The 25,133-nt window shown below is 59.4% G+C and carries 21 protein-coding genes; 7 read left to right on the top strand and 14 right to left on the bottom strand.

Features of this window, described 5'->3' with window-relative positions; genetic code table 11:
- Positions 1-66: 66 nt before the first annotated feature.
- A complete protein-coding gene (locus MTP38_RS02775; RefSeq protein WP_227620578.1) occupies positions 67-759 on the top strand; it encodes a response regulator transcription factor in 693 nt (230 codons plus the stop codon).
- 233 nt (positions 760-992) lie between these two features.
- On the opposite strand, the gene citF is transcribed toward MTP38_RS02775, so the two are convergent.
- The 9 genes from citF to MTP38_RS02730 form a co-directional block, all read right to left on the bottom strand.
- Positions 993-2,561: a citrate lyase subunit alpha gene (citF, locus tag MTP38_RS02770; RefSeq protein ID WP_249234202.1), complete on the bottom strand. Its 1,569-nt coding sequence runs from the start codon at positions 2,559-2,561 to the stop codon at positions 993-995.
- A 2-nt stretch (positions 2,562-2,563) separates the two neighbouring features.
- Positions 2,564-3,466 carry an aldolase/citrate lyase family protein gene (locus MTP38_RS02765; RefSeq protein ID WP_015565469.1) on the bottom strand — a complete coding sequence of 301 codons (903 nt, stop codon included), beginning with the start codon at positions 3,464-3,466 and terminating at the stop codon, positions 2,564-2,566.
- The gene (gene citD, locus MTP38_RS02760; RefSeq protein ID WP_227620580.1) at positions 3,463-3,762 is read right to left on the bottom strand and encodes a citrate lyase acyl carrier protein; all 300 of its coding nucleotides are present in this window, start codon (positions 3,760-3,762) and stop codon (positions 3,463-3,465) included. Before citD ends, MTP38_RS02765 begins: the two co-directional genes overlap by 4 nt.
- Before the next feature lie 312 nt (positions 3,763-4,074).
- Entirely contained in the window at positions 4,075-4,950 is an 876-nt protein-coding gene (locus tag MTP38_RS02755) for a YitT family protein (RefSeq protein ID WP_442900545.1), read from the bottom strand.
- A gap of 26 nt (positions 4,951-4,976) precedes the next feature.
- Entirely contained in the window at positions 4,977-6,377 is a 1,401-nt protein-coding gene (locus MTP38_RS02750) for a YfcC family protein (protein ID WP_227620581.1), read from the bottom strand.
- A gap of 32 nt (positions 6,378-6,409) precedes the next feature.
- Positions 6,410-7,600: a M20 family metallopeptidase gene (locus MTP38_RS02745; RefSeq protein WP_249234201.1), complete on the bottom strand. Its 1,191-nt coding sequence runs from the start codon at positions 7,598-7,600 to the stop codon at positions 6,410-6,412.
- Between the two features lie 104 nt (positions 7,601-7,704).
- Entirely contained in the window at positions 7,705-8,631 is a 927-nt protein-coding gene (locus MTP38_RS02740; RefSeq protein WP_249234200.1) for a LysR family transcriptional regulator, read from the bottom strand.
- A 231-nt stretch (positions 8,632-8,862) separates the two neighbouring features.
- On the bottom strand, positions 8,863-9,732 hold the full coding sequence (locus tag MTP38_RS02735) for a YitT family protein (RefSeq protein WP_249234199.1): 870 nt from the start codon (positions 9,730-9,732) through the stop codon (positions 8,863-8,865).
- Positions 9,733-9,918: 186 nt separating this feature from the next.
- Positions 9,919-10,788 carry a phosphoribosylaminoimidazolesuccinocarboxamide synthase gene (locus tag MTP38_RS02730; RefSeq protein WP_249234198.1) on the bottom strand — a complete coding sequence of 290 codons (870 nt, stop codon included), beginning with the start codon at positions 10,786-10,788 and terminating at the stop codon, positions 9,919-9,921.
- Between the two features lie 447 nt (positions 10,789-11,235).
- Here MTP38_RS02730 and MTP38_RS02725 point away from each other — a divergent pair, with 447 nt between their 5' ends.
- From MTP38_RS02725 to MTP38_RS02710, 4 genes are all read left to right on the top strand, one after another.
- The gene (locus MTP38_RS02725; RefSeq protein ID WP_249234197.1) at positions 11,236-12,234 is read left to right on the top strand and encodes a glycerophosphodiester phosphodiesterase; all 999 of its coding nucleotides are present in this window, start codon (positions 11,236-11,238) and stop codon (positions 12,232-12,234) included.
- A gap of 129 nt (positions 12,235-12,363) precedes the next feature.
- Entirely contained in the window at positions 12,364-12,843 is a 480-nt protein-coding gene (locus tag MTP38_RS02720) for a MarR family winged helix-turn-helix transcriptional regulator (RefSeq protein ID WP_249234196.1), read from the top strand.
- Between the two features lie 105 nt (positions 12,844-12,948).
- Positions 12,949-14,703: an ABC transporter ATP-binding protein gene (locus MTP38_RS02715; protein ID WP_249234195.1), complete on the top strand. Its 1,755-nt coding sequence runs from the start codon at positions 12,949-12,951 to the stop codon at positions 14,701-14,703.
- Positions 14,703-16,631 carry an ABC transporter ATP-binding protein gene (locus tag MTP38_RS02710; RefSeq protein WP_249234194.1) on the top strand — a complete coding sequence of 643 codons (1,929 nt, stop codon included), beginning with the start codon at positions 14,703-14,705 and terminating at the stop codon, positions 16,629-16,631. The genes MTP38_RS02715 and MTP38_RS02710 overlap by 1 nt, the downstream gene beginning before the upstream one ends.
- Before the next feature lie 52 nt (positions 16,632-16,683).
- Here the strand turns inward: MTP38_RS02710 and MTP38_RS02705 are convergent, their stop codons facing one another.
- The 3 genes from MTP38_RS02705 to MTP38_RS02695 all read right to left on the bottom strand — a co-directional run bounded on the left by MTP38_RS02705 (position 16,684) and on the right by MTP38_RS02695 (position 19,292).
- The gene (locus MTP38_RS02705) at positions 16,684-17,286 is read right to left on the bottom strand and encodes a TVP38/TMEM64 family protein (protein WP_249234193.1); all 603 of its coding nucleotides are present in this window, start codon (positions 17,284-17,286) and stop codon (positions 16,684-16,686) included.
- A gap of 165 nt (positions 17,287-17,451) precedes the next feature.
- Positions 17,452-18,456 carry a 3'-5' exonuclease gene (locus MTP38_RS02700; RefSeq protein ID WP_249234192.1) on the bottom strand — a complete coding sequence of 335 codons (1,005 nt, stop codon included), beginning with the start codon at positions 18,454-18,456 and terminating at the stop codon, positions 17,452-17,454.
- A gap of 17 nt (positions 18,457-18,473) precedes the next feature.
- On the bottom strand, positions 18,474-19,292 hold the full coding sequence (locus MTP38_RS02695) for a Cof-type HAD-IIB family hydrolase (protein WP_249234191.1): 819 nt from the start codon (positions 19,290-19,292) through the stop codon (positions 18,474-18,476).
- A 340-nt stretch (positions 19,293-19,632) separates the two neighbouring features.
- On the opposite strand from MTP38_RS02695, the gene MTP38_RS02690 reads away from it, so the two are divergent.
- Both MTP38_RS02690 and MTP38_RS02685 read left to right on the top strand, forming a co-directional pair.
- Complete coding sequence (locus MTP38_RS02690; protein ID WP_249234190.1) at positions 19,633-19,914, top strand: DUF6110 family protein; 282 nt, start codon at positions 19,633-19,635, stop codon at positions 19,912-19,914.
- 75 nt (positions 19,915-19,989) lie between these two features.
- A complete protein-coding gene (locus MTP38_RS02685; RefSeq protein ID WP_249234189.1) occupies positions 19,990-22,101 on the top strand; it encodes a heavy metal translocating P-type ATPase in 2,112 nt (703 codons plus the stop codon).
- A 73-nt stretch (positions 22,102-22,174) separates the two neighbouring features.
- Here the strand turns inward: MTP38_RS02685 and MTP38_RS02680 are convergent, their stop codons facing one another.
- Together MTP38_RS02680 and MTP38_RS02675 are read right to left on the bottom strand one after the other, a co-directional pair.
- Positions 22,175-23,653 (bottom strand): UDP-N-acetylmuramoyl-L-alanyl-D-glutamate--2,6-diaminopimelate ligase, encoded by a 1,479-nt coding sequence (locus tag MTP38_RS02680; protein ID WP_249234188.1) that lies wholly within the window; start codon positions 23,651-23,653, stop codon positions 22,175-22,177.
- Between the two features lie 14 nt (positions 23,654-23,667).
- Positions 23,668-25,110 (bottom strand): cell division protein FtsQ/DivIB, encoded by a 1,443-nt coding sequence (locus MTP38_RS02675; RefSeq protein ID WP_249234187.1) that lies wholly within the window; start codon positions 25,108-25,110, stop codon positions 23,668-23,670.
- Positions 25,111-25,133: the final 23 nt, after the last annotated feature.

Here is a 25,133-nt window from a genome sequence, read left to right as displayed (position 1 = left end):
ATAATTTTATCTATGTAAGCGTAAGCAGAATCAACCGTTCCGGTCAGAAAAGTACAGGGAGTTATCATGTCGTATCATGTTCTTATTGTAGACGATGATCCAGCAATTTGCAAACTTTTATCGAAAGTTATGATCAGCAACGAGATGGACCCTCTCGTCGTCAACAGCGGCGCGGCTGCGCTGGACGTCATTGCGCGGCAGAGCGGCACGCTGGATATGATCCTGATGGACATCACGCTGGGAGACATGGAGGGCTTCGACGTCATTCAGACCATCCGGCGCAACGGCGTCACCACGCCGGTCATCATCATCAGCGGCCGCAACGAGGATTATGATTTCATGTACGGCCTGTCTCTGGGCGCAGACGACTATGTGACCAAGCCCTTCCGCCCCCAGATCTTAGGCGCGAAGGTCAAAGCCCTTATCCGCCGCAGCAAGAGCTTCTCACAGGAGAACAGCCAGCAGATCAGCTGCGGCCCCTTCCTCTGCGACACCACCACCATGCGCTTTTACAAAAACAACGTGGAGCTGAATCTTTCGGAGAAGGAGCGCAGCCTGCTTCTCCTCTTTGTCCGCCACCCGCAGCAGGTGTTCACCAAGGATATGATCTACGAGCAGATCTGGGGCAACCTCATCGCTGTGGACGACAACGCCATCATGGTCTACATCAACCGTCTGCGCAGCAAGATCGAGGACAACGCCCGCACTCCCCAGCACATCATCACCATCCGGGGCGTGGGCTACCGGTTCGTGCCGTAAGAACATCCTTTTTTCAAAAAACAAAAAGAAGAGCAGCCAGCTGCGCGCGGTGCAGCTGGCTGCTCTTTGGTTTTATGCCGGTATAAAACACAAAACCTTGAAAAAGGAGAATCGCATGAAGCTTGTGTGCGTATCCAGACACAAAAACGGGGGTGAGAAGAGCGAAGGAATATCCGTGAATCCATTCCGAAGCGTGGTTGGCAAGCCACAAACCCGTTTTTACGCTATATCACTCAATCTTCGCGGAAAGAGAAAGGCTTGACTTCGCGGACGACATCCATGACGGTGCCGTCGCGGGCCTCGATGATGCCCACGATGCGGTCGCCGAACTGGACCTTCTCCGGCTCGCCGACGATGGAGTAGGCGATGTCGCGCAGCTCCTCGATGGTCTTCAGAGGCACGCAGTCAGCGGCCTTCAGAGCCTCCAGCAGGTCAGGACGGCGGGGGTTGACGGCCACGCCGTAGTCGGTGACGACAATGTCAACGCTCTCGCCCGGAGTGGTGACGGTGGTCACGTCGGTGCAGATGGCGGGGATGCGGCCCTGCAGCAGAGGAGCGATGACGATGGTGCACTTTGCACCCTGTGCGGTATCGGGATGGCCGCCCTGTGCGCCGGTGATGATGCCATCGGAGCCGACGACGACGTTGCAGTTGAAGTGGGTATCCACTTCCAGAGAGGCCAGAATGACGTAATCCAGCTTGTTGACGAACGCGCCCTTGTTCATCGGGCTTGCGTACTCGCCAGCAGAGATGGGGAAGTGGTTGGGGTTGGTGCGGACATTGTTGACCGCGTCGAGGTCAAAGTCCTGCGTATCCACCAGCTTGCGGGCCAGACCGCGGTCCAGCAGCTCGCACATGGGCTTGGTCAGGCCACCGACACCCAGACCCATATGGATGTTCTTCTCCTCCATGATCTTGGACAGCGAGATGGTGGAGGCGATGGATGCGCCGCCCACGCCGGTCTGGTAGGAGAAGCCGTCCTTGAAGTAGGGGGTATTTGCCACGACCTGAGTGCAGTACTCGGCCATCAGGATCTTGCGCTGGTCGGTGGTGGGCTTGGCCGCACCGGTAGCGATCTTCTCGGGGATGCCGATCTGATCCACGACGCAGACGTAATCCACCTTGGTCTGGTTGATCTCTGCGGGGTAGTTGGGGTAGTCCACGAGGCAATCGGTGACAGCGACGACATAGTCAGCCATCTCGGCGTCCACATAGGCGTAGCTCAGGACGCCGCAGTTGGTCTTGCCGCCCATGCCGGAGCAGTTGCCGTACTCATCGCAGGAAGGTGCGCCGATGAAGGCGATGTCCACATGGGTCTCGCCGGTCTCAATGGCGCGGACGCGACCGCCGTGGCTGCGCATGGTGGCCAGCCCCTTCAGCTTGCCGTGGGAGATGGCATCGCCGATCTTGCCGCGGACGCCGGAGGACTCGATGTTGACGATGGTGCCGTCCTCGATCATGGGGACGAGGGCGTCATGGGCCTTGCCCAGAGAGCTTGCGCTCAGGGTGATGTTCTTGAAGCCCATCTTGTGGATCTCTTCCATGACCATGCAGACCACGAGGTCGCCCTCGCGGAAGTGGTGGTGGAAGGAAACGGTCATGCCGTCGTGTGCGCCGCACTTGACGAGGGCCTCGTGGATGTTCTGGACCATCTTATCGTGGTCGTTGCGCATCACGGGGGTGACTTTCGGGCTGGCCTTCTGGAAAGCCTTGCCGTCCTTATAGTTGTTGCCCTGAAAGACCTCTTTGCCGGTGCGCCCGAGGATCTCTTCGGGAATTTCTCTGCCGACTGCGTTCAACATAATTACAAATCCCCCTTATACACGCCGGATGCCTTTGCCAGATCGATGGTGCGCTTTGCGCCGTCGTAGAAGGCGATGTCGATCATCTTGCCGTCAACGGTGAAGACGCCGATGCCCAGAGCCTTCTTGGAGTCGATCTCCTTGACGACCTTCTCGGCGAAGATGATGTCCTTCTGGGTGGGCGTAAAGATCTCATGCACAATGGGGATCTGACGAGGATTGATGATGGATTTGCCATCGAAGCCCATCAGGTGGATGTTCTCCACGTCCTTGCGGAAGCCATCCATATCCTTCAGGTCGGTGTAGACGGTGTCGAAGCACTGCACACCGGCGGCGCGGGCGGCAATGATCATCTGCTGGCGGGCGCCCATCAGCTCAATGCCGGTGCCGGTGATGTGGGTCTGCAGGTCCTTGGTGTAGTCGCCGCCGGACAGTGCGATGCCGAACAGGCGCTCGTCAGACTCGCAGATCTCCAGAGCGTTCATGACGCCGCGGGCAGACTCCAGCGCAGCGATGATGAGCACCTCGCCCTCGGGACGGCCATAGGTCTTCTCGTCCTCGGCGATGGCAGCAGCCACGCGGCGGACGTCCTCGGCGTGCTCGGTCTTGGGGATGCGGATGGAGTCGCAGCCGCCGGCCACACAGGCGCGGATGTCTTCCCGCCAGTAGGGGGTGTCCAGACCGTTGATGCGGACGACCCGCTCTGCGCCGCGGTAATCCACGGTCTTCAGGGCGTGGTACAGGCTGAAACGGGCCACATCCTTCTGGTTCTCAGCGACAGCGTCCTCGAGGTCCAGCATCAGGGAATCGGCCTTATAGATGTACGGGTCCTTGATGAGGCCGGGCTTCTGCGCATTCAGGAACATCATCGTGCGGCGCAGGCGCTTCTTGTTGGGATTATTCATCGAATGGCACCTCCCCAAGGCAGATCCTCATACTGGTCAACAGAGCGATAAACAGCGCCCTCGATGCGGGCCTTCAGGGTGCAGTCCAGTGCGCCCTTGTCCACGATGGTGATGCGGACGTTATCGATGTCCAGATTCTTCAAGGTCTCCAGCGCGACCTTGCGCAGCTGGTTGCCGTACTGGTGGATGACGGAGCTTTCGAGGGAGAAATCGATCTTGCCCTCGCCCGGCTCCACGGTCACCATGCAGTCGCTGGATTCCAGAGTACCAGCCGTGGCTGCTTTCTTGATCTCCATGCTTTTTTCCTCCTTGGCAGGTGGTTTCTTCATTCATTATACCGTTCTTGCGGGGCGGCGCTCTTCTGCACCGCTCCTGATGGTTCTATCATAATCGGACAATCTTACAAAAGGCATAGCTTCCGTCTTAATATTCGTTAAGAATCGCCAAAAATTTCTCTTGTACACAAGATTTATTCCATTTGGTCATGGAAGGCTTGCATTTTCTCTTCCGCTTTACCCGTTTTCCTGTACGGAATGTCATCCGGCCGGGTAGTGCAAAACAGGCAAAACCACTGGCTGTGCGTTTTGCCTGCTGCGGAAAAATCCTTTTTACACGGGGCTGAAGCCCTTACCGATGATCTCGCTGGAATTTTCTATCATGATAAAGGCCGTCGGCTCCTGCTGGCGGATGAAGTTGCGCAGGCGGATGGCCTGACTGCGCCGCATGGTGGTCATGATGACCGTCTTGTGGGCGTCAGAGTACGCGCCGCGCGCTTCAAAGGTGGTCGCGCTTCGGTTCAAATCGTGGATGATAAAGTCGCAGATGGCCTGCGGGTGCTCACACACGATGTTGAAGCACTTGCAGAGGTTCATATTTTCGATGACGTTATCCACCACCATCGACTTGGCCACCAGACCCATGATGGAGAACAGACCGGTGGAGGGGCCGTACATTGCAAACGAGAGGCCCACAGCCGCCACATCCGCTGCCATCAGGGCAGAACCGATGTTCATGCTGGTGTACTTTTTCAGAATCATGGCGATGACATCCGTGCCGCCCGAGGATGCGCCGACGTTGAACAGGATCGCCGAACCGACAGCCGGGAGCATAATGGCAAATACCAGCTCCAGCATAGGCTGGTCGGTCAGAGTACCGTGCATCGGCACCAGAGCGTCCAGTGCCTGCAAGCTCACCGACATAACGATGGTCGCATAAACGGTGCGGATGCCGACGCTCTTGCCCAGAAAGATGAAGCCCAGCACCAGCAGCGCGTAGTTGGCAACGGTGGTGAAGGTACTTGCCGAGCAGTGGAGCAGCTGGCTGAACACGGTGGAAAAGCCGGTCACGCCGCCGAAGGCAAAGTGGTTTGGGAATTTGAAAAAGTAGATGCCGATGACCATGATCCAGATGCTGACCGTGATGAGACCATACTCAGCCAGCGTCCGAATCCAGGGATTTTTGATTTCTTTTATTGTTGACGCCATAGCCTGATTTTTTGCCGCCTTCCAGTTCACATGGGGCCGAGGTGGATCGCCTGTGCGATCATCAGCAGCACAGAACCGACGGCCAGCCAGATGAGGAACAGCTTCCACATGAACTTCATCCAACGGTCATAGGGAATGTTCACAGCGCTGATGATACCCATCAGAGCGGTGGAAGTGGGCAGGACGTAGTTGCAGAAGCCGTCGCCGAAGTTGAAGGAAAGAATTGCGGTCTGACGGGTAACGCCCACGAGGTCGGCCAGAGGTGCCAGAATGGGAATGACAGCTGCGGCCTGACCGCTGCCGGAAGTCAGGAAGACGTTGATAATGGTGTTTGCCAGCAGCATGGCGGGTCCGAGCAGGATGGTGGGGACGAAGTTCAGGCCGTTTGCCAGTGCGTGGACAACGGTATCAGTGATGTGACCGGCGTTCATGATGCTGCTGATCGCCTGTGCCATGCCGATGATGAAGGCAGCGCCCAGCATCTTCTTGCAGCCCTCAAGGAACTCTTTGGAAATCGCGGAGGGGCCAAAGCCGCCCAGCACGCCTTCGATGACAGCCAGTGCGAGGAAGACAGATGCAGTCTCAGACATATCCCAGTCGAGCTTGATGCCGCCGTAGACGATGAGGATAAGGGATGCGAAGAAGACCAGCATGATGAGGATCTTGCGGGCGTCCAGCTTGCCGAAGGAGTCGAGGTCAGCAGCATTGCGGAACTCGCTGGTCTTGTCGATCTCGTACATGGGGCTGAGTTCGGGATGCTTCTGGATCTTCAGCGCGTAGCGGATGAGGTAGATGTTCGTGATAACATAGAACACAGCAAAGCAGATAAAGCGGTATCCCACGCCGGAATACAGCGGCAGACCGGCAATTTTCTGAGCCACGATGGTGGTGTTGATGTTCAGAGGGCCAGTGGAGAAACCGATGGCGCCGCCCAGCAGGATGATGGATGCACCGGTGATGGAGTCCAGACCCATCGCAAAAGCCATCATGACCATGATCGGTGCAAAGGCAATGAACAGGTTGACGCCCTGCGTGGTGCAGATGAGACCGAACACCAGCGTCAGGATAGGCAGGAACAGATAGACGCGGGTGGAGAAGATCTTTGCCATCTTGGCAACCACGGCGTGGAGTGCGCCGGTCTTGGTCAGGATGTGGAAGGCACCGCCTGCGAACATGATGACCAGCATCAGATCAATGCGCTTGATGAAGGCTTTGACGATGTACAGCGGAATTTCGAGCGGGTTGACGGGAGTTTTATCAATGTAGTTGAAATCGTTGGGGTCGATGACCTTAATGCCTGCTTCGTTCTCGAAGCGGGTGTAGGAGCCTGCCGGGATGATCCAGGTCAGCAGGACCGCAAACAGGATGATGATGCCGATGATGACGAAGGTATGCGGCATCTTGAATTGCTTCTTTTTCGTTTCCATAATTTTCTCCTCTCTTTTGACGCGCCAAAGCTTCAGCTCTGGCCGTGCAGTTCTTTGGCCAGATTCTCATGGAACTCCTTCTTGATGGCTTCCAGCTTTTCCGGGTTCTCAATGAGCTGTGCGCCCGTCAGAGCCAGAATCTTTGCGCCGTAGACCACCGCATTGTGGGCCGCTTCGGTCTTGCCGGCATCCAGATACTCCTGCGAGTGAGCTGCTGCACCCTCCGGGACAAAGGCCACGCGGATGCAGGTGCCGGGCACATGGCGCATCACGTTGCCGAAGTCGGTGGAGCCGGTCTTCTGGCGGGCCGGACGGATGCAGGGAGCCTTGACCTTCTCGGCCTGCTCCATCACCAGTTCGTTGAGGGACAGCACCGGGATCTTGTTGTCGAGGCTCTTTTCCTCGATGATCTCCACTTCCGTCTCTGTCATCATGGCCGCACCCTGCAATACCTTCTTGACGCGGGCCACCACGCCGTCCAGCTCCGTGCGGTTGTAGGAGCGGACATACATACTCGCTTCTGCATAGCCGGGCACCACATTTGCCGCCGTGCCGCCGCAGTTGACGATGGTGTAGTGCATCCGAACGTCCGAGGGAACATGCTCCCGTAGGAACTCGACGCCCTGACAAGCCAGAATCAGGCCGTCCAGTGCGCTGCGACCTTTTTCGGGCTTGAGCGCTGCGTGAGAGCAGACACCGTGGTAGATGATCTTGAGCTTGTTGAGTGCCAGCGACTTGACATCCACCTGCGTAGCCGGGCCGCCATGCATCATGAGCGCCACATCCAGCTCCTCAAAAGTGCAGCCGTTTTCCAGCATCACGACCTTGCCGCTGATGGTCTCTTCAGCAGGTGTGCCGTAGACCGTGATGGTATACGGTGCGTCGATGGCTGCATCTTTCAGTGCCTTGGCTGCGCCCAGAATGGCCGGCCCCTGCATATGGTGGCCGCAGGCGTGGCCCAGACCGGCCAGAGCGTCGTACTCGCAGAGCAGGCCGATGTTCGGGCCGCCCTCGCCGTGCTTCCAGACGGCACGGAACGCTGTCTTCATACCAGCAATCCCACGCTCCACAGTGAAGCCTTCTTTTTCCAGCCAGCCGGTCAGGGTCTCAAATGCATGAAACTCCTGCTGACCCACTTCCGGGTGGTCGAAGAAGTCGTCTGCCATTGCAGTCAGGGCAGCTGCGCTCTGCTCAACGCTTCGCTCTAGTTTTTCCTCCAACATAATAAGCACCTCCATTTTTGGTACTTTCAGTTTACCAAATCGGAGGCGCTTTGTACATTTTGAAAAAATTATATCTTCATTTTGGAATTCTTATGTTTAGTTTATCAGAACTCCAAATACTCCTCTGCCGCATCCTTCATCTGCATGATCATAGCTCGCATGGGTTTGGTCAGCTCCACATCCTGACGGTAGGCCACCACAACATCCTGTCCGTACTTGGAACTATCAATGGTGTAGTATTTCACCGGCTTCGGATAGTGGATGTTCTTCTGATAGCCCTGCCGGATAAAGCCCACACCCAGACCCTCGGCCACCAGCTGTGCGCCAAGCTCCATATTGCGTACTACCCGGATGCGTCCCGGCTTGACCTTGTAATCTTTCAGGATCTTCTCTTCCACCCGCCGGGCGCTCTGCATCTCGGTGTTCAGAAATATCGTCTCACCGCTCAGAAGGTGCGGGTCAAGGAAGTCGAGCTTTGAGCCTTCGACGGGAACCGCCTTTTCGTTCAGCGGATGGTCTCCGGACACCATCAGCAGAAAATCTTCCATGCCCAGTGGGACAGTCTCCATCTCGGACGTTACATCGCTCTGGCTCAGCACCACAAGGTCAAGCTCCCGTTTTTTCAGCATGATGGTCAAATCGGCCAGATTTCCTTCCCGGATGACCACATCCACCTGCGGCCACTCCCGCTCGTACACCGACAGCACCGCAGGCAGAAACCAGATGCCGCGCCGCTGTGCGATACCGATACGCACTTGCCCGGCACTCTCCTGCTCCGTCTGCCGCATCACCGCCTCGAACTGCCGCTCCAGCTCCAGCATCTGAGAAGCCTTTTCCACATACTGCTTGCCCAGCCACGTCAGCTCGAATTTCCGGCCATTCCGCTCGAACAGCGGCGCCCCCAGATTCTTTTCCACATTATTGATGTACAGACTCAGTGCGGGCTGCGAGATATACAGCCGCTCCGAGGCGCGGGTCAGGCTCTTGCACTCCGCAAGGGTGCAGACGTACTTTTGCTCCTTTAAGTCCATTCGATTCCAGCCTCCTCACCAAATAACGACATCTTTCTTATTATAGCACATTTGAGCGCAAACAAAAAAGCCCTCCTTTGCAGGCAATGCCGTTAAGACAACAGGATATCCTCAGCGGCAAGGACACCAAGCTGCTGCGGGTGGAGCTGAATAAGCAGAACAAAGAAAAAGCACATCTGCATCATTTCTCTCCGAGGAATGACATAGGTGTGCTTATCCTGCTGATTATTTTTATGCGTGATTGAAGCCCTTGCCGAACACCTCGGTGGTGCTGAGCATCGAGATGAAGGCGTTGAGGTTCTCTTTGTGGATAAAGGCCTGTAACTGCAGGGCCTCGCGGTGGGTAAGGGTGGTATAGATCATGTAGTGAGGGCGGTCGGTGTAGGCACCGTAGCAGGGGGTGTAGGTGGCACCGCGCACCAGCTTACGCATGACGAAGTCACAGATGGGGTCCTTGTCGTCGCAGATGATGAGGATAGCCTTGCACATCTTCATCTGTTCCAGCACCGCATCGACGACAAGGCTCTTCACCGTCAGACCCACGAAGGAGTAAAGGGCGGTGTAGAGGTCGAACACGAAGCAGGCTGCCAGCACCATGGCAAGGTCGGTGATGAAGAGGGCCTCGCCGGTGTTCTGCATATGGGTATATTTTTTCAGGATAAGGGCGATGACATCGGTGCCGCCAGAGGAGGCGCCCACATTGAAGAGCAGGGCCGACGCGATGGCAGGCAGGGCGATGGCGAAGACCAGATCCAGCATGGGCTGGTCGGACAGAGGGCCGCTGAGGGGAACATATTTTTCGAACACGGCCAGCTCCACATTCATAACGACGGTGGCCCAGCCGGTGCTGATGGCAAAATTCCTGCCGAGAAAGATCCAGCCCAGAACGAGCAGGATGACGTTTGCCCACGACGAGAAGGCCGAGGCCGACAGGGGGGTGAGCTTTGCCACAAGGGCTGCGCCGCCGGTCACGCCGCCGAAGACGAAGTTGTTGGGGAATTTGAAGAAGTATACGCCGATGGTCATGATGCTGATGCTCAGGGTGATGATGATGTACCTGCTGATGGTCTGCAAGAGTTTCTCCCGCGTGCTGATCTCCATTTGACTGTTTCCTTTCGCCGTCCGCACGGCTTCCTTTTTCTTACACCAAAGGGACGAAAATGTGCCCGTTTCTTGTGCTATTGTAACACCACCCACCGCCCTGTTCAAGAGGTAAAACACCGCAACGCAAAAACCGCCCGCTCTGGTCTTCCCCAAAGCGGGCGGTGGTCGGAATTTCCGGGAGCCTTACAGCTTCTTGCCGGTCAGCATCTCGTAGGCTTCCTCATATTTGGCGATGGTCTTGTCGATGACGTCCTGCGGCAGGTCGTAATCGCTGTCGGGGTTGGCCTTGAGCCAGTTGCGGACGAACTGCTTGTCGAAGGAGGGCTGGCCGTGGCCTGCCTCGTAGCCCTCCAGCGGCCAGAAGCGGGAGGAATCGGGGGTCAGCATCTCGTCGCCGAGGATGACATTGCCATTCTCGTCCAGACCGAACTCGAACTTGGTATCAGCGATGATGATGCCGCGGGAGAGGGCGTACTCGGCGCACTTCTTATACAGGGCGATGGTGTAGTCGCGCAGCTTGGTGGCGTACTCCTCGCCGTGGCCGGGGAACTGCTTTTCCAGCACATCGATGCTCTGCTCGTAGGAGATATTCTCGTCGTGATCGCCGATCTCGGCCTTGGTGGAGGGGGTGTAGATCGGCTCGGGCAGCTTCTCGGACTCCTGCAGGCCCTCGGGCAGCTGGATGCCGCAGACCTTGCCGGTCTTCTGGTAGCTGGCCCAGCCACTGCCGGTGATGTAGCCGCGGACGATGCACTCGACGGGCAGCATGGTCAGCTTGCGGCACATCATGCTGCGGCCCTCGTACTGGGGCTGCTGGAAGAACTCCGGCATCTCCTTCACGTCCACGCTCAGCATATGGTTGGGCAGCAGGTCGCGGGTGTAGTCGAACCAGAACTTGCTCATCTGGGTGAGCACCTTGCCCTTGTTGGTGACTTTATTCTTTAAGATAACATCAAATGCAGAGATGCGGTCGGTGGCGACCATGATGAGGCTGTCGCCGTTGTCGTAGATCTCGCGGACCTTGCCTTCCTTGATGGGCTTGAACTCAGTCATAGCAAAACTCTCCATTTCCCTTATTCCGTAGGTATCTTTTCGTCATTGGGGAAAACCTCTCAGTCTCGCTATCGCTCGACAGCTCCCCTATCGAGGGGAGCCTCTGGCGAAGAGATAAGGCTTTGCGGAATGCCAAGGCCTCCCCTCGTTAGGGGAGGTGGCACGCCGCAGGCGTGACGGAGAGGTTGTCCATTCATTACACTATAATCTTACCATAGGAATTGTCCGTTGGGAAGAAACAGATAGGAGAGAAATGGGCCGATTTTTGGTTTTTTCTCGTGAAAAGTGCTAAAATCCAGCTTATTTTTTCGTCGTTTTGACGATAAAAGTCGTACTTTCGCCCTTCTTCTCCTCCTGTGAAGCGCCGTCATTGACGGAATTTGTGAAAACGTGTATCATGTACGGTAGTATTTTTTTCAATAATCTGTCTTCTAAGGAGCTTTGCCCATGCGCCCTCTCATTATCGCCCATCGCGGCGCGTCCCATCTGGCACCCGAAAACACGCTGACGTCCTTCCGTCTGGCCAAGACGCTGGGCGCAGACGGCTTCGAGTGCGACGTCCAGCTCACCAAGGATCGTCACCTTGTGGTGGCCCATGACTACTTCACCGACCTCAAGGCCGGCGTCCACGGCAACATCCCGGACATGACCTTCGACGAGCTGCGGAAGCTGGATTTCGGCAGCTGGAAAAGCCCCGAGTACGCAGGCGAGCAGATTCCCACCCTCGAAGAGGTGCTGGATGTCGCGCAGGGCTTCCAGATGATCCACATCGAGCTGAAGCCCTACTTCGACCGGGACGAGGAGATCGCAGACCGGGTCATCGACGCCGTCCTCGACGCGGGACTGGAAGAAAAGGCCGTCATCACGGCCTTCGAGTACGGTGCCCTCCGCCGGGTGAAGGAGCGGATGCCCCAGATGGCCATCTGTGCCATGACCTCCAGCCCCGAGTCCCAGCTCGTCCAGCCCGCCACCTTCTGGGAAAAGCTGGGCCTCAAGAAGACCGACCCTCTCGCAGAGAAGCTTTCCAGCCCGCAGGCCCTCAGCGAAGCGGCAGCCCTGCTGGAAGACCCCAACAGCCTCGACGAGGAGAACAGCATCCTTCTTTATTATCTGAAAGACCGCCTCGATTTCCTCTACTCCATCTTCCCCGGCATGAATCTGGCCCAGATCTTACAGCAGTATTACTACCAGACCGATTTCGTGAATTACGTCGCACAGTTCAGCTTTCCGGTGGACTACATCGGGCCGGAGTACCACGCCTTTTTCCGGGACAAAGACCTGATCTCCAACGCCCACGCCCACGGCTTCAAGGTCGCGCCGTGGCCGGTGGGCAACGACAGCCGGGATGACCTGCGCCAGCTGTTCCGGCTCGACCCGGAACTCGTGGTCACAAACAAGCCCGAAGTCGCCATCGCCATCCTGACAGGGCTGGGCCGGTGGGACTAGGCGCAAAAGAGGGTTGACAGCCCTCTTTTTTTGGTCCATAATAGTCCTGTATCAAACAGTTTTATGTGAAACAGTTCGACCTCCGAACATTCACAGCTCTGCCATATAACGAACAGAAGGATGATAACTATGTGTAAAGAAATCGAGCCTTGCTGCACTCCTGTCGCACCGCCTTGGGAGACTCCGCAGGTCATCCCGGCCCAGCTGCGCCGGGTGAACAATCTCATCTTCCGCAGGATCGGCCAGATCTCCCGCGCCAACGGCGTGGAGGCCGTGACACCCATGCACGGCTGGATCATGGAGTACCTCTACCGGAACTCCGACACCCCCGTGTTCCAGCGGGACATCGAGCGGGAGTTCTCCATCACCCGCTCCACCGTCACCAATATTTTACAGCTCATGGAGCGCAAGGGCTACATCGCCCGTCAGAGCGTCGCGCAGGACGCCCGCCTCAAGCAGCTGGTGCTCACCGAAAAGGGCCGCCAGTTCCACGAAAATACCATGCTCGCCCTCCACCAGACCGACGAATACGTCGCCGGCCTGCTGACGGAAGAAGAGAACACCGAGCTGCTGCGGCTGCTGAATAAACTATATCTGGGCTTGAAGTGAAACAAATATGAACTTTTTCCGAAACTTTGAAAAAAGCATTGACATTAAAATTGTTTTGTATAAAATTGTTCCGTACCAAACAATTATTCAAAGGAGGTTCCACAGATGATAAAAAAACTTGTGTCTCATCTGGGCGAGTATAAGCGCGCCGCGATCCTGACACCGATGTTTTCTGCGCTGGAAGCCGTCATGGACATCCTGCTGCCCACCATCATGGCCTTCATCATCGACCTTGGCATTGCAAAAGGCGATATGAACGCCATCCTCAAGTATGGCCTGCTCACCTTCGCAGTGGCGGCCATTGCTCTGCTGCTGGGCATTCTGGCGGGCAAGTATGCCGCCGAGGCATCCACCGGCTTCGCCGGCAACCTGCGCGATGCGATGTACGAGAACATCCAGCACTACTCCTTCTCCAACATCGACAAATTCTCCACCGCCGGCCTCGTCACCCGCATGACCACCGACGTGACCAACTTACAGAACGCCTTCCAGATGATGGAGCGTATGTGTGTGCGCGCCCCGGTCCATCTGGTGTTCGCCCTCATCATGGCCTTTTCCATCGGCGGCCCGCTGACTCTCATCTTCGTGGTGGCTATCGCCTTCCTTCTGGCTGTACTGGCCAGCATCATGGTGCCCACCTTCAAGATCTTCGACCGGGTCTTCAAGAACTACGACAACCTGAACGCCTCGGTGCAGGAGAATGTCTCTGCCATCCGCGTGGTCAAGAGCTTCGTCCGCGAGGGCTTTGAGAACGAGAAGTACACCAAGGCCTGCGAGGGTCTGTACCAGCAGTTCGTCAACGCCGAGAGCCGCCTGAGCTTCAACAACCCCGCCATGTTGACGGCCATCTATGGCTGCAACATCGCCCTGAGCTGGTTCGGCGCAAAGTACATCCTCCACGGCGCACTGACCACCGGCCAGCTGAACGCCCTGTTCGGCTACATCATGAACATCCTGATGGCCCTGATGATGCTGAGCATGGCTTTCGTCATGATCTCCATGTCCGCTGCCTCCGCCAAGCGTATCGTCGAGGTCCTGGACGAAAAGACCGACCTGCCCCCGGCCAAGGCCCCGGTGCAGGAGGTCAAGGACGGCAGCATCCGCTTCGACCATGTCTCCTTCAAGTATAAGCATGGTGCAGGCCAGCCCGTCCTGAACGACATCACCTTCGACATCCGGCCCGGCGAGACGCTGGGCATCATCGGCGGCACCGGCAGCGCAAAGTCCAGTCTGGTGCAGCTCATCCCCCGCTTGTACGACGCCGAAAGCGGCACCGTCAGCGTGGGCGGCGTGGATGTCCGGGACTACGACCTCAATGTCCTCCGTCGGGAGGTCTCCATGGTGCTCCAGAAGAACGTCCTGTTCTCCGGCACCATCCTCGACAACCTCCGCTGGGGCAACGAGAACGCCAGCGAGGAAGAGTGCATCCGGATGGCCAAGCTGGCCTGCGCCGATGAGTTCATTGAGCGCTTCCCGGACAAGTACAACACTTGGATCGAGCAGGGCGGCTCCAACGTGTCCGGCGGCCAGAAGCAGCGCCTGACCATCGCCCGCGCCCTACTGCGCAAGCCGAAGATCCTGATCCTCGACGACTCCACCAGCGCCGTGGATACCGCCACCGACGCAAAGATCCGGAAGGCCTTCCGGGAAGAGATTCCCGGCACCACCAAGATCATCATCGCACAGCGCATCTCCTCGGTGCAGGATGCCGACCGCATCCTTGTGCTGGACAATGGCCAGATCAACGGTCTGGGCACCCACGAGGAGCTGCTGAAGACCAACACGATCTATCAGGAAGTCTACAACAGCCAGACACAGGGCGGCAGCGGCGACTTCGACAAGCAGGGAGGTGAGCAGTAATGGCAGAACAGAAAGCAAAGGTCGTCCACGGCCCCGGCCCCCGCGGCATGGGAGGCCCGCGTCCGAAGGTCGAAAACCCGGGCAGACTGCTCAAGCGCATCATGGCAGAGGTGTTCCAGCACTATCTGCCCCACTGCATCCTCGTGCTCATCTGCATCGTGGTCAGCGCACTGGCCAACGTGCAGGCCAGCCTGTTCCTCCAGACCCTTATCGACGACTATATCATCCCCATGACCCAGCAGCAAGACCCCAGCTTTGCGCCGCTGGCCGGTGCACTGATGCGGGTGGGCTGCATCTATGTGGTGGGCATCCTCGCCGCATGGCTCAATGCCCGCATCATGGTCAACGTCACGCAGGGCACCCTGCGCAACCTGCGCATCCAGCTCTTCACCCACATGGAGAGCCTGCCCATCCGCTACTTTGACACCCATCCCCACGGCGACATCATGTCCGTCTACACCAACGACGTGGATACCCTCCGCCAGATGCTCAGCCAGAGCATCCCCCAGCTGGTGTCCAGCGCCATCACCATCGTTTCCGTCTTTGCCAGCATGTGTATGCTGAGCTGGCAGCTCACCATCGTCACCATGCTGATGGTGGCCCTGATGATGTTCTGCTCCAAGAAGATCACCCAGCAGAGCGGCAAGTTCTTCATCGCCCAGCAGCGCGACCTCGGCAAGGTGAACGGCTACATCGAAGAGATGATGGAGGGCCAGAAGGTCGTCAAGGTCTTTACCCACGAGCAGAAGACCCTCGAGGGCTTCCGCGAGCTGAACGATAAGCTCAAGGACAGCGCCAAGCAGGCCAACAGCTTTGCCAACATCATCATGCCCGTCACTGCCCAGCTGGGCAACATCAGCTATGCCATCTGCGCTCTGGCGGGCGCAGCCATGGCCGTCAGCGGCGTCGGCAGCGTGACGCTGGGCACCGTCATGGCCTTCCTCGCCCTGAACAAGAGCTTCAATATGCCCATCAGTCAGGTATCCATGCAGGCCAACAGTATCATCATGGCGCTGGCCGGTGCAGAGCGCATCTTCAAGATGATGGATGAACCCAGCGAGACCGACGAGGGCTATGTCACCCTTGTCAACGCCAAGTATGATAAGGATGACGCCCTCGTGGAGACCAGCGAACGCACCGGTATCTGGGCGTGGAAGCACCCCCACCACGACGGCACCACCACCTACCACAAGCTGGAGGGCGACATCACCTTTACCGACGTCGATTTCGGCTATCTGCCGGACAAGACCGTCCTCCATGACATCAACCTCTATGGCCGTCCGGGCCAGAAGATCGCCTTTGTCGGCTCCACCGGTGCCGGCAAGACCACCATCACCAACCTCATCAACCGCTTCTACGACATTCAGGACGGCAAGATCCGGTACGACGGCATCAACATCCAGAAGATCCGGAAATCCGACCTCCGCCGCTCTCTGGGCATCGTGCTGCAGGACACCCACCTGTTCACCGGCACGGTCATGGAGAACATCCGCTATGGTCGGCTGGATGCCTCCGATGAGGAGTGCATCGCCGCCGCCCGTCTGGCCAACGCCGATGGCTTTATCAAGCGTCTGCCCGACGGCTACAACACCATGCTGACCGGCGACGGCGCGAACCTGTCGCAGGGCCAGCGTCAGCTGCTGGCCATCGCCCGCGCAGCGGTCGCTGACCCGCCGGTGCTCATCCTCGACGAGGCTACTTCTTCCATCGACACCCGCACCGAGGCTCTGGTGCAGCGCGGCATGGACGGCCTCATGTATGGCCGCACCAGCTTCGTCATCGCCCACCGCCTCTCCACTGTCCGCAACGCGGACTGCATCGTGGTGCTCGAGCAGGGCCGCATCATTGAACGCGGCAACCACGACGAGCTGATCGCCAAAAAGGGCAAGTATTACCAGCTCTACACCGGCAATCTGGCCGAAAACTAAAGAAGAAAGCAAAGGGACCCCGGCAGCGCTGCCGGGGTTCCTTTGTTTTCTATCAGTTCAGATCGTGCTTTTTGCAGAGCTTCTTGCTTACCCAGTACATCCCGGCCCAGATGGCGATGGCGAGGATGAGATACACCGGGTTCCGCAGCGAGCTGACCAGCGACTGGCCGAAGAGGGCCATCATTGCCACCATCACGGCCTTGCCGACCAGAAGGGTGAGCAGATAGCGCTTCTCGTCAAAATCCGAGATTCCGAAAGCCAGATGCAGAAACGCTGTGGGCGTGAAGGGCAGGACCGCCAGCATGAAGAGGGTGGCGGTGTCCACATGGCTGACCCACTGCTGGGCCTTTTTCAGCTTTTCGGAGCGGGAGGCCAGCTTCCAGAAAAAGCGCTTGACCACCCGCCGCCAGAACAGGAACACCACCGTGCCTCCGGCAGCGACGCCGACCCAGCTGTAGACAAAGCCCAGCAGCCCGCCGTGGGCTGCGACGTTGAGGGCCACGATGGCGATGAGGGGCAGCGGCGGGAAGATGGACTCCACCATTGCCAGAAGGATAGGTGCCACCGGCCCCAGCCCCTCAAAGCTGTCCAGCAATGTCTTCCAGAATTCCAGCGTACCCAGCTGATGTATCCCATCGATGAACATCGTTCCCATCGTGCCCGTACCCTTCCTTTCGCTTCCGACCATTATTGAGTCATAGTATATCCATCATCTATGACCGGGAGATGAACAAAATCTGAGCAATTTTGCCATTTTACAGCCTCATCTCTCCTATAACAACGGAACAGGCCCTCGTTTTCCTGCACGATATTTTCTTTTTCAATTGTTCTGGGCCGCTTCGGCGGCCTGCTTTTCGGCCTTGATGCGCTGGCGTTCCAGATACTGGGCGCGCTGCCTTTTCCAGTTGGCCAGAGAGGCATCGTCCGGCATCTGGATGCAGCGGGCGAAGGCCCAGTGCAGGCCGTCCCGGCGGGACATCCGGTATTTCTGGAACACGCCCCGGCCTGCCTCGCCGCCCTTGCCCGCACAGACGGGGCACTGGGACAGGGTATACCAGCCGCTGCTCCCCTTTTTCAGCCAGACGTCGTCCGGCTGCAGAGCCGTGTGGCAGACCGGGCAGGCCATCGTGCCGATGACCGGGTCCAGCTTCCATGTGGACTGTTCCAGATAGCCCCGGAACACCTTGAAATCCCGGTAGTCGCCCGGCGTCGGGCAGAGGTTCTGGTGCAGCGTCTCGTCCTCGGTGGGGTAAGCGGCCAGCCCGGCCCGCAGATCCAGCCTGCGGCAGATGTCGGCGGTGTAGAGGGTGTCGGACAGAGCATCGTGGAAGGGTCGCTCCATCGGGATGCCCATCCGGGTGACGACGCTCTCCAACTTCATCCCCTCGCCCTCTTTGCGGGGATGCTCCCGCAGGAAGATCTGCTGCAGGTCGTACCAGACCGTCGGACGGCTCTCGTCGAGGTTGCACAGGAAGAGGTTCTGCTTGAGCACCGGCACATCGTCCAGCCCCCACTCGGCAAACTCGGCATCGGGGCCGCACCACTTCATGAAGCGGCGGAGGCCCTGAAGGATGGGTTCGCCCTTGTCGAGGTCCTCCTGCGTCAGACCGGTGACTTTGGCGATGTGGTGCTGCAGGCTGCGGAAGATGCGGGGACGGAGGTGGATGGAGAAGGTATCCAGCACATTGGCGTCCTCGTCGATCTTGACAGCGCCGATCTCGATGATCTCGCCCCGGAGCGTCTGCTGGACGCCATGGTAATTGAAGGTAAAGGGCTTATAGCCGATATTCCACTCCAGATCGAACAAAACTAAGTTGCGCGGCATTTGCGTTTGGTATCCTTTCACAAAATGAACTTCTCGATGGCCTCAGCCACACCGTCGTGGTTGTTGTCGGCCTCCGTCACATAGTCGGCGGCCTCCTTGACGGGCGGCTCGGCGTTCTGCATGGCCACGCCCACACCGGCATAGCGGATCATGGAGCGGTCGTTGAGGCCGTCGCCGCAGGCCATCAGGTTGTCGCGGGTCAGGCCCATCTCTTCCAGCAGGCCCGCAAGGCTCACATCCTTGGCGACGCCCAGCGGCACGGCTTCGATGAAGAAGGGGCTGGACGGGTAAAGGTCGATCTTGCCTTCAAACACCTTCCGGCCTGCCGCCAGCACCTCGTCGCGGCGGGCGGGGTCGAGGGTGATGAGCATCTTGCAGATGGGGTAGTCCACATAGGCGGCGAGATCCTCCACCCTTTGCATGGGCAGCCCGCAGGTGAAGCACTCCTTCAGCGCCCACGGGTCCTCGGGACTTTCGGAGACGACGCCCTGCTCATTGTATGTGACAATGGCCACCTTCTGCTCCTTGGCAAAGGCACAGAGGGCCGGCACATATTTTGAATCCAGCCACTGGCTGTAGAGCGTCCTGCCGGTAGCGCAGTCGGTGATGGAGCCGCCGTTGTAGGAGAGGATGCAGCCGCCCTTCTTGTCCAGCCCCAGCTCCTGTGCCAGCGGCACCACGCCCGCCGTGGGACGACCCGAAGCCAGCACGATGGTCACGCCCTTGGCGGCGGCAGCGTCCAGCGCCGTCCGGGTGGCGGGGGTAACGACCTTCTGGTCGTTGGTCAGGGTGCCGTCGAGGTCGAGCGCCAGCACACGGATCTCTTTCTTTTCCATTTCCTGCCTCACTTATCTGGAACAGGCCGGAACGCGCCGCCCTGTCGCTGTTTTTGGTCATACATTGTTTATTGTACAACGGATGCAGCGTCCTGCGCAAGACTCTGGCCGAGATTTCTCTGAAATTCCCGGTTTGTTTGAAAATACAAACTGTAGTTTGCTTCAAAAAACGCGAAGAGACAGTCCTCTCTAACTACTTTCCGTAAAAAGTTAATACATCTTAACATCGCCAAAAAACCTTGCAAATTCCGAAATCCGCGCTATAATATCCGCAGAAACACTTGTACGGTGTCTTTCCCGACACCTCTGTGAAGTACGATAAAAGGAAGGTATATAAACTATGGTCGATATGAAAAAGATCGCTCTGTTCGCTGCCGGCACCCTGTTCGGCTCCGCCGGCTTCAAGCTGCTGTCCAGCAGCGACGCCAAGAAGGTCTACACCCAGACCACCGCCGCTGTCCTGCGCATGAAGGACTGCACCATGGAGACCGTCAGCAAGGTACAGGAGCAGGCCGGTGACATCCTCGAGGATGCAAAGGCCATCAACGAGGCCCGCGCTGCCAAGGCTGAGGCCGAGGTCATCGAGGACACGGCTGAGGCCGCCGCCGAGACCAACGAGTGATCTTACAGCCTCTGAGCCGCCTGCGGGCGGCTCTTTTTCGTGGCTATTTTTGCAATACGCAGAGGATATTCAGATATGAAATGTACTATTCTTCATGAAAGCCGCGGCCGTCTGCGGGTACACGTCTGCAACGTGCGGATGACGCTGCACCGGGCCGACGTGTTGGAAGCCTACCTGAACCACCACGACGCTGTCAGCAAGGCCAAGGTCTACGAGCGGACGGGCGACGTGGTCGTCTGCTACACCGGTTCCCGCAAGGCTGCTGTCGCTGCCCTGAGCGGCTACCGCTTCGACGACCCCGAGCTGGACGCTCTGGTCACCAGCGCCGACAGCCGCCGCATCAATCAGGAATATCAGGAAAAGATGTATGACCTCGTGGCGGGCCGGGTGCTGCGCAAGCTCTTCCTGCCTGCCCCCCTCGACGCCGCCTATACGGTGCTGCGCTCCCTCCACTTTCTCTGGAAGGGTGTGCGTTGCCTGTGGCGGCGCAGGCTGGAAGTTGAGGTGCTGGACGCCCTGAGCATCGGCGTGTCCATCCTACGGAGGGATTTTGCCACTGCAGGCTCGGTCATGTTCCTGCTCAACGTCGGCTCCCTGCTGGAAGAGTGGACCCGCAAGAAGAGCCTTGACGATCTTGCCCGCAGCATGGCCCTGAACGTCGATAAGGTCTGGGTGCGCGCACAGGGCACCGAGGTGTTGATGCCCCTGACCAAGGTGCACCCCGGCGACGAGATCGTCGTCCGCTCCGGCAACATGATCCCGCTGGACGGCACCGTCATCGAGGGCGAGGCCATGGTCAATCAGGCCGCGCTGACCGGCGAATCCATGCCGGTGCGGAAGATCACCGGTGCCACCGTCTACGCCGGCACGGTGGTGGAGGAGGGCGAATGCGTCCTGACCACCAAGGCCGAGGGCGGCACCAACCGCTACGACAAGATCGTGGCCATGATCGAGGAGTCCGAGAAGCTCAAGTCCAGCACCGAGAACCGTGCACTGGCTCTGGCCGACCGTCTGGTGCCTTGGTGCCTCGGCGCGACCATCGTCACCTATGCCCTGACCCGGAACGCCACCCGTGCCATCTCCTGTCTGATGGTGGATTTCTCCTGCGCCCTCAAGCTCTCGATGCCGCTGGCTGTCCTGTCCGCCATGCGGGAGTGCGGCGCAAGCCACATCACCGTCAAGGGCGGCAAATACCTTGAGGCCCTGTCCAAGGCCGACACCATCGTCTTCGACAAGACCGGCACCCTGACCCGCGCCACCCCCAAGGTGGTCAAGGTCGTGCCCTTCTCCGGCAGAACCGAGGCCGAAGTCCTTCAGCTGGCCGCCTGCCTCGAAGAGCATTTCCCCCACTCGATGGCCAACGCCGTCGTCCGGGAAGCCAAGGAACGCGGCATCTCCCACGAGGAGATGCACTCCGAGGTAGAATATATCGTGGCCCACGGCATCGCCAGCCGGGTCAGCGGCGACCGGGTCGTCATCGGTAGCCATCACTTCGTCTTTGAGGACGAGCACTGCAGCATCCCCGAGGAGGAGCGCCAGAAGTTCGACGACCTCGAGCCGGAATACTCCCACCTCTATCTGGCTGCCTCGGGCCGTCTGGTCGGCGTCATCTGCATCGCCGACCCGCTCCGCCCGGAAGCCGCCCGTGTGCTGCGCGCCCTGCGCAGCCTCGGCATCACCCGCACGGTCATGATGACCGGCGACAGCGAGCGCACCGCCGCCGCCATCGCAAAGCAGGTGGGCGTGGACCGCTTCTTCGCCGAGGTTCTGCCCGAGGACAAGGCCGCCTTCGTCCAGAAGGCCAAGTCCGAGGGTCACACCGTCGTGATGATCGGCGACGGCATCAACGACTCCCCCGCCCTCTCCGCCGCCGACGTCGGCATCGCCATCAACTCCGGCGCTGCCATCGCCCGCGAGATCGCGGATGTGACCATCAAGGCCGACAGCCTCGAGGAGCTGGTCATCCTCAAGACCATCGCCAACTCCCTGCAGCGCCGCGTCAGCGCCAACTACCGCTTTGTGCTGACCTTCAACTCTGCCCTCATCGCACTGGGTGCTCTGGGCATCTTGCAGCCTGCCTCTTCGGCCATGCTGCACAACCTCTCCACCATCGGCATCAGCCTCAAGAGCATGACCAACCTCATCCCCGAGGAAAAGGCGCAGAAGGCGCTGGCGGAAAAGAATTAACTCCCTCCGGAATCCAAAAAAATACCGGCTGTGCAGCTGCACAGCCGGTATTTTTATGTTCAAATACTACAGTTTACTCAAGGCCGATCTGCTGGGCATACTCTTCCAGCAGCTCCCGCTCGAGGAAGGGAGTCTTGACGCCCTCGCGGTCGCGGTAGGTCTCGTGGCCCTTGCCGATGACGGCGATGAGGTCGCCCTCCTGTGCATGGTCCACGGCATAGTGCAGCGCATCGAGGCGGTCGGGGATCTCCACGAATTTGGCGTCGGGGTTGCCCTTGTTCATGCCCACGCGGATGTCGGCGAGGATGTCCTCCACCTTCTCAAAGCGGTTGTTGTCCTCGGTGAGGATGGAGAAGTCAGCCATCTTGGCGCAGATCTCACCCATGCCGTAGCGGCGCAGCTTGGAGCGGTTGCCGCCGCAGCCGAACACCACCACGAGGCGGTGGGGCTTGTAGGCCCGCAGGGTGGTCAGCAGGCTCTCGGTGGAGACCTCGTTGTGGGCGTAGTCCAGCAGGATGGTGAACTTCCTGCTGATGGGCACCAGCTCGACGCGGCCCTTGACCACGCAGCGGCTCAGGCCCTCGTGGATGGCCTCATCCGGCAGGCCCAGCACCTTGCCCACGGTGAGGGCAGCCAGCGCGTTGTAGACGCTGAACTCGCCGGGCATATTGACCCTGACGTCCATATCGTCCTTGCCGGAGACATGGAACCGGACGCCGAGGAAGTCGTGGGTGCGCAGCAGCTGGTACGTACCGGCGCGGTAATCGGCCTTTTCATCGCAGCCGTAGGTCACGAGTTTGCAGGTGTGGCCTTCCAGCAGGGCCTCGGTGTTCTCGTCGTCGATGTTCACGACGCCGGTGGTGCAGCGTCGGAAGAGCTGTCCCTTCCAGCTGCGGTACTCCTCGAAGGTCTTATGCTCGCCGGGGCCGATGTGGTCGGGCGAGAGATTCGTAAAGACGCCGACATCATAGTGGATGCCCGCCACACGGTCCATCATGAGGCCCTGACTGGACACCTCCATCAGAGCCGTGTCGCAGCCCGCGTCCAGAAACTCCCGGAAGGTCTTCTGCAGCTCATAGCTCTCGGGGGTGGTGTTGGCCGTCTCCTGATGATGGCCGAGGAAGTAGATGCCATTGGTGCCGATCATGCCGACCTTGCGGCCTGCGGCCTCCAGCACGCTCTTGATCATATGGGTGGTGGTGGTCTTGCCCTTGGTGCCGGTGACGCCGATCATGGTCATCCGGCGGGAGGGATTGCCGAAGAGATTGCCGCTCATGAGGGCCAGCGCATAGCGGCTGCTCTCCACCTTCAGCACAGTGACGCCGGGGACGGCAGAGAGGTCGATGTCGTGCTGGATGACCAGCGCCGTGACCCCCTCGGCCGCACACTGGGCGGCATAGTCATGGCTGTCCCGCTGGGTGCCCACGATGCAGACGAAGAGCCGCCCCGGGGCCGCCTTGCGGCTGTCGTAGATGATGTCCTCGATGTCAAGCTCAAGGCTGCCCTGCACCAGCGTATAGGGCACGCCCTCCAACAGTTGTTCCAGTTTCATGGTTCAGATGCTCCTTATTGCTGTTCTGCCGCTGTGGCAGTGGGTTCATCGGCAGGCGCGGCGTCCGCGCCCTCCGTGTCAGGTTCGGGGTCGGAGGCTTCCTCCGGCTGAGGCTCTGTCTGTGCCGGGGCCTCAGCCTGCACCGGGGCGATATAGCCCGAGGGCAGAGTCGGCTCTCCCTGTGCGAAGCGGAATTTGCGGGTGGACGAGGCGCTCAGGTGGCTCAGGTCCAGCATCCCGGTGTCGGTGGGCGAGCAGCCCTTGCCGTCCTCGTCCAGCAGGACGTATTTTGCCAGCCGGAGCTTATAGTCCAGCTCGTTCAGGGTGCCCAGAAGCACGCTGATGCGGCCCTGATACAGGAACGCCATCTGCTCGGGGTCTTCGAACTCGATGCGGGTGACGTCCGCCCCCAGACCGCTGTTGTCCAGCGCGGTCAGCAGGGTATTCAGGGAGTCGAGGCGCTTATCGGCGGGGGCTGCGGCCTCACTGGACGCGGCGCTGTCCGACGCTGCCGGCGTATCCGCTGCAAATTCTAGCTGGACGCCCGGCGTCGCAGACTCCGGCTCGCCGCCGTAGAGGACGGGCAGCTCCGGCTGGGCAGCAGTCTTATCCAGAATTTTCAGCCCGGCGGAGAGGCTCAGCCAGCCGCCGGAGGTCTGCATGGCGTAGGCGGCGGTGGCCGCATCGGCCCGCACCACCACCGTATTGGGATAATCCCGCTCCACATAGATATTCTCCAGCAGAGGGAACTGCCGTTCCAGCGCGGCGGACTTTTCTGCCGGGTCGAAGCTGAAGATGTTCTCCTCGGCGTGGACTCCCAGCGCTTCCAGAATTTCGGCGCTGGAATAGCCGCCCACCTCGCTCACCACCGCTCCGTCGGACACCACCTGCAGGGTGTTGATCTTGAAAAGCATGGTCACAGTGAGGTAGACGCCCACTCCGATGACACAGAGCAGCAGCGCCAGCGCAGTCAGGCGGCGGATGGCCCTGCGGCGGCGGATGGCGGCCCGGGTCAGGCGGCGCTTCTTTTTGCCCTCCCGCCGGGCCGGGCTGCGAAGGTTCGCTTCGGTGGGGCGGTAGCGGCCATTGTTCTGTGCGCTGCCGGGCCGCTGGCCGCTGCGGGGATATGGCTGTGTGTTCTGGCGGCGGGGCCTCTGGCCCTGCGGCCGGGCCGGACGGCGGGCCTGTCCTGCCCGGCTCTGGCCGTTGGGGCGGCGGGCCGTCTGCTGGGGGAACTGGATGCTGTTGTCCCCGTAGTGCTCGAAGCTCCCATCCCCGCCGGAGAAGTCCAGCGTCTGTTCCTGATAGCCCTGCGGCCGGGTACGGCGCTGCGGAGCGGAGGCTCGCCGGTCCTGTGTCCAGTCGTAGGCTCTGTGGGAGCCGTTCTGGGTCTGCGGCCTGCGGGGCCGGGCGCTGCTCTGCGGCCCGGCACGGCGGTCATTTCGGTTCTGGGTCATGGTGCGGCGCTGCCTCCTTTCCG

The organism is Faecalibacterium sp. I3-3-89, from assembly GCF_023347275.1.
Lineage (GTDB): Bacteria > Bacillota > Clostridia > Oscillospirales > Ruminococcaceae > Faecalibacterium > Faecalibacterium butyricigenerans.
This window is presented reverse-complemented; position numbering and strand designations above follow the sequence as displayed.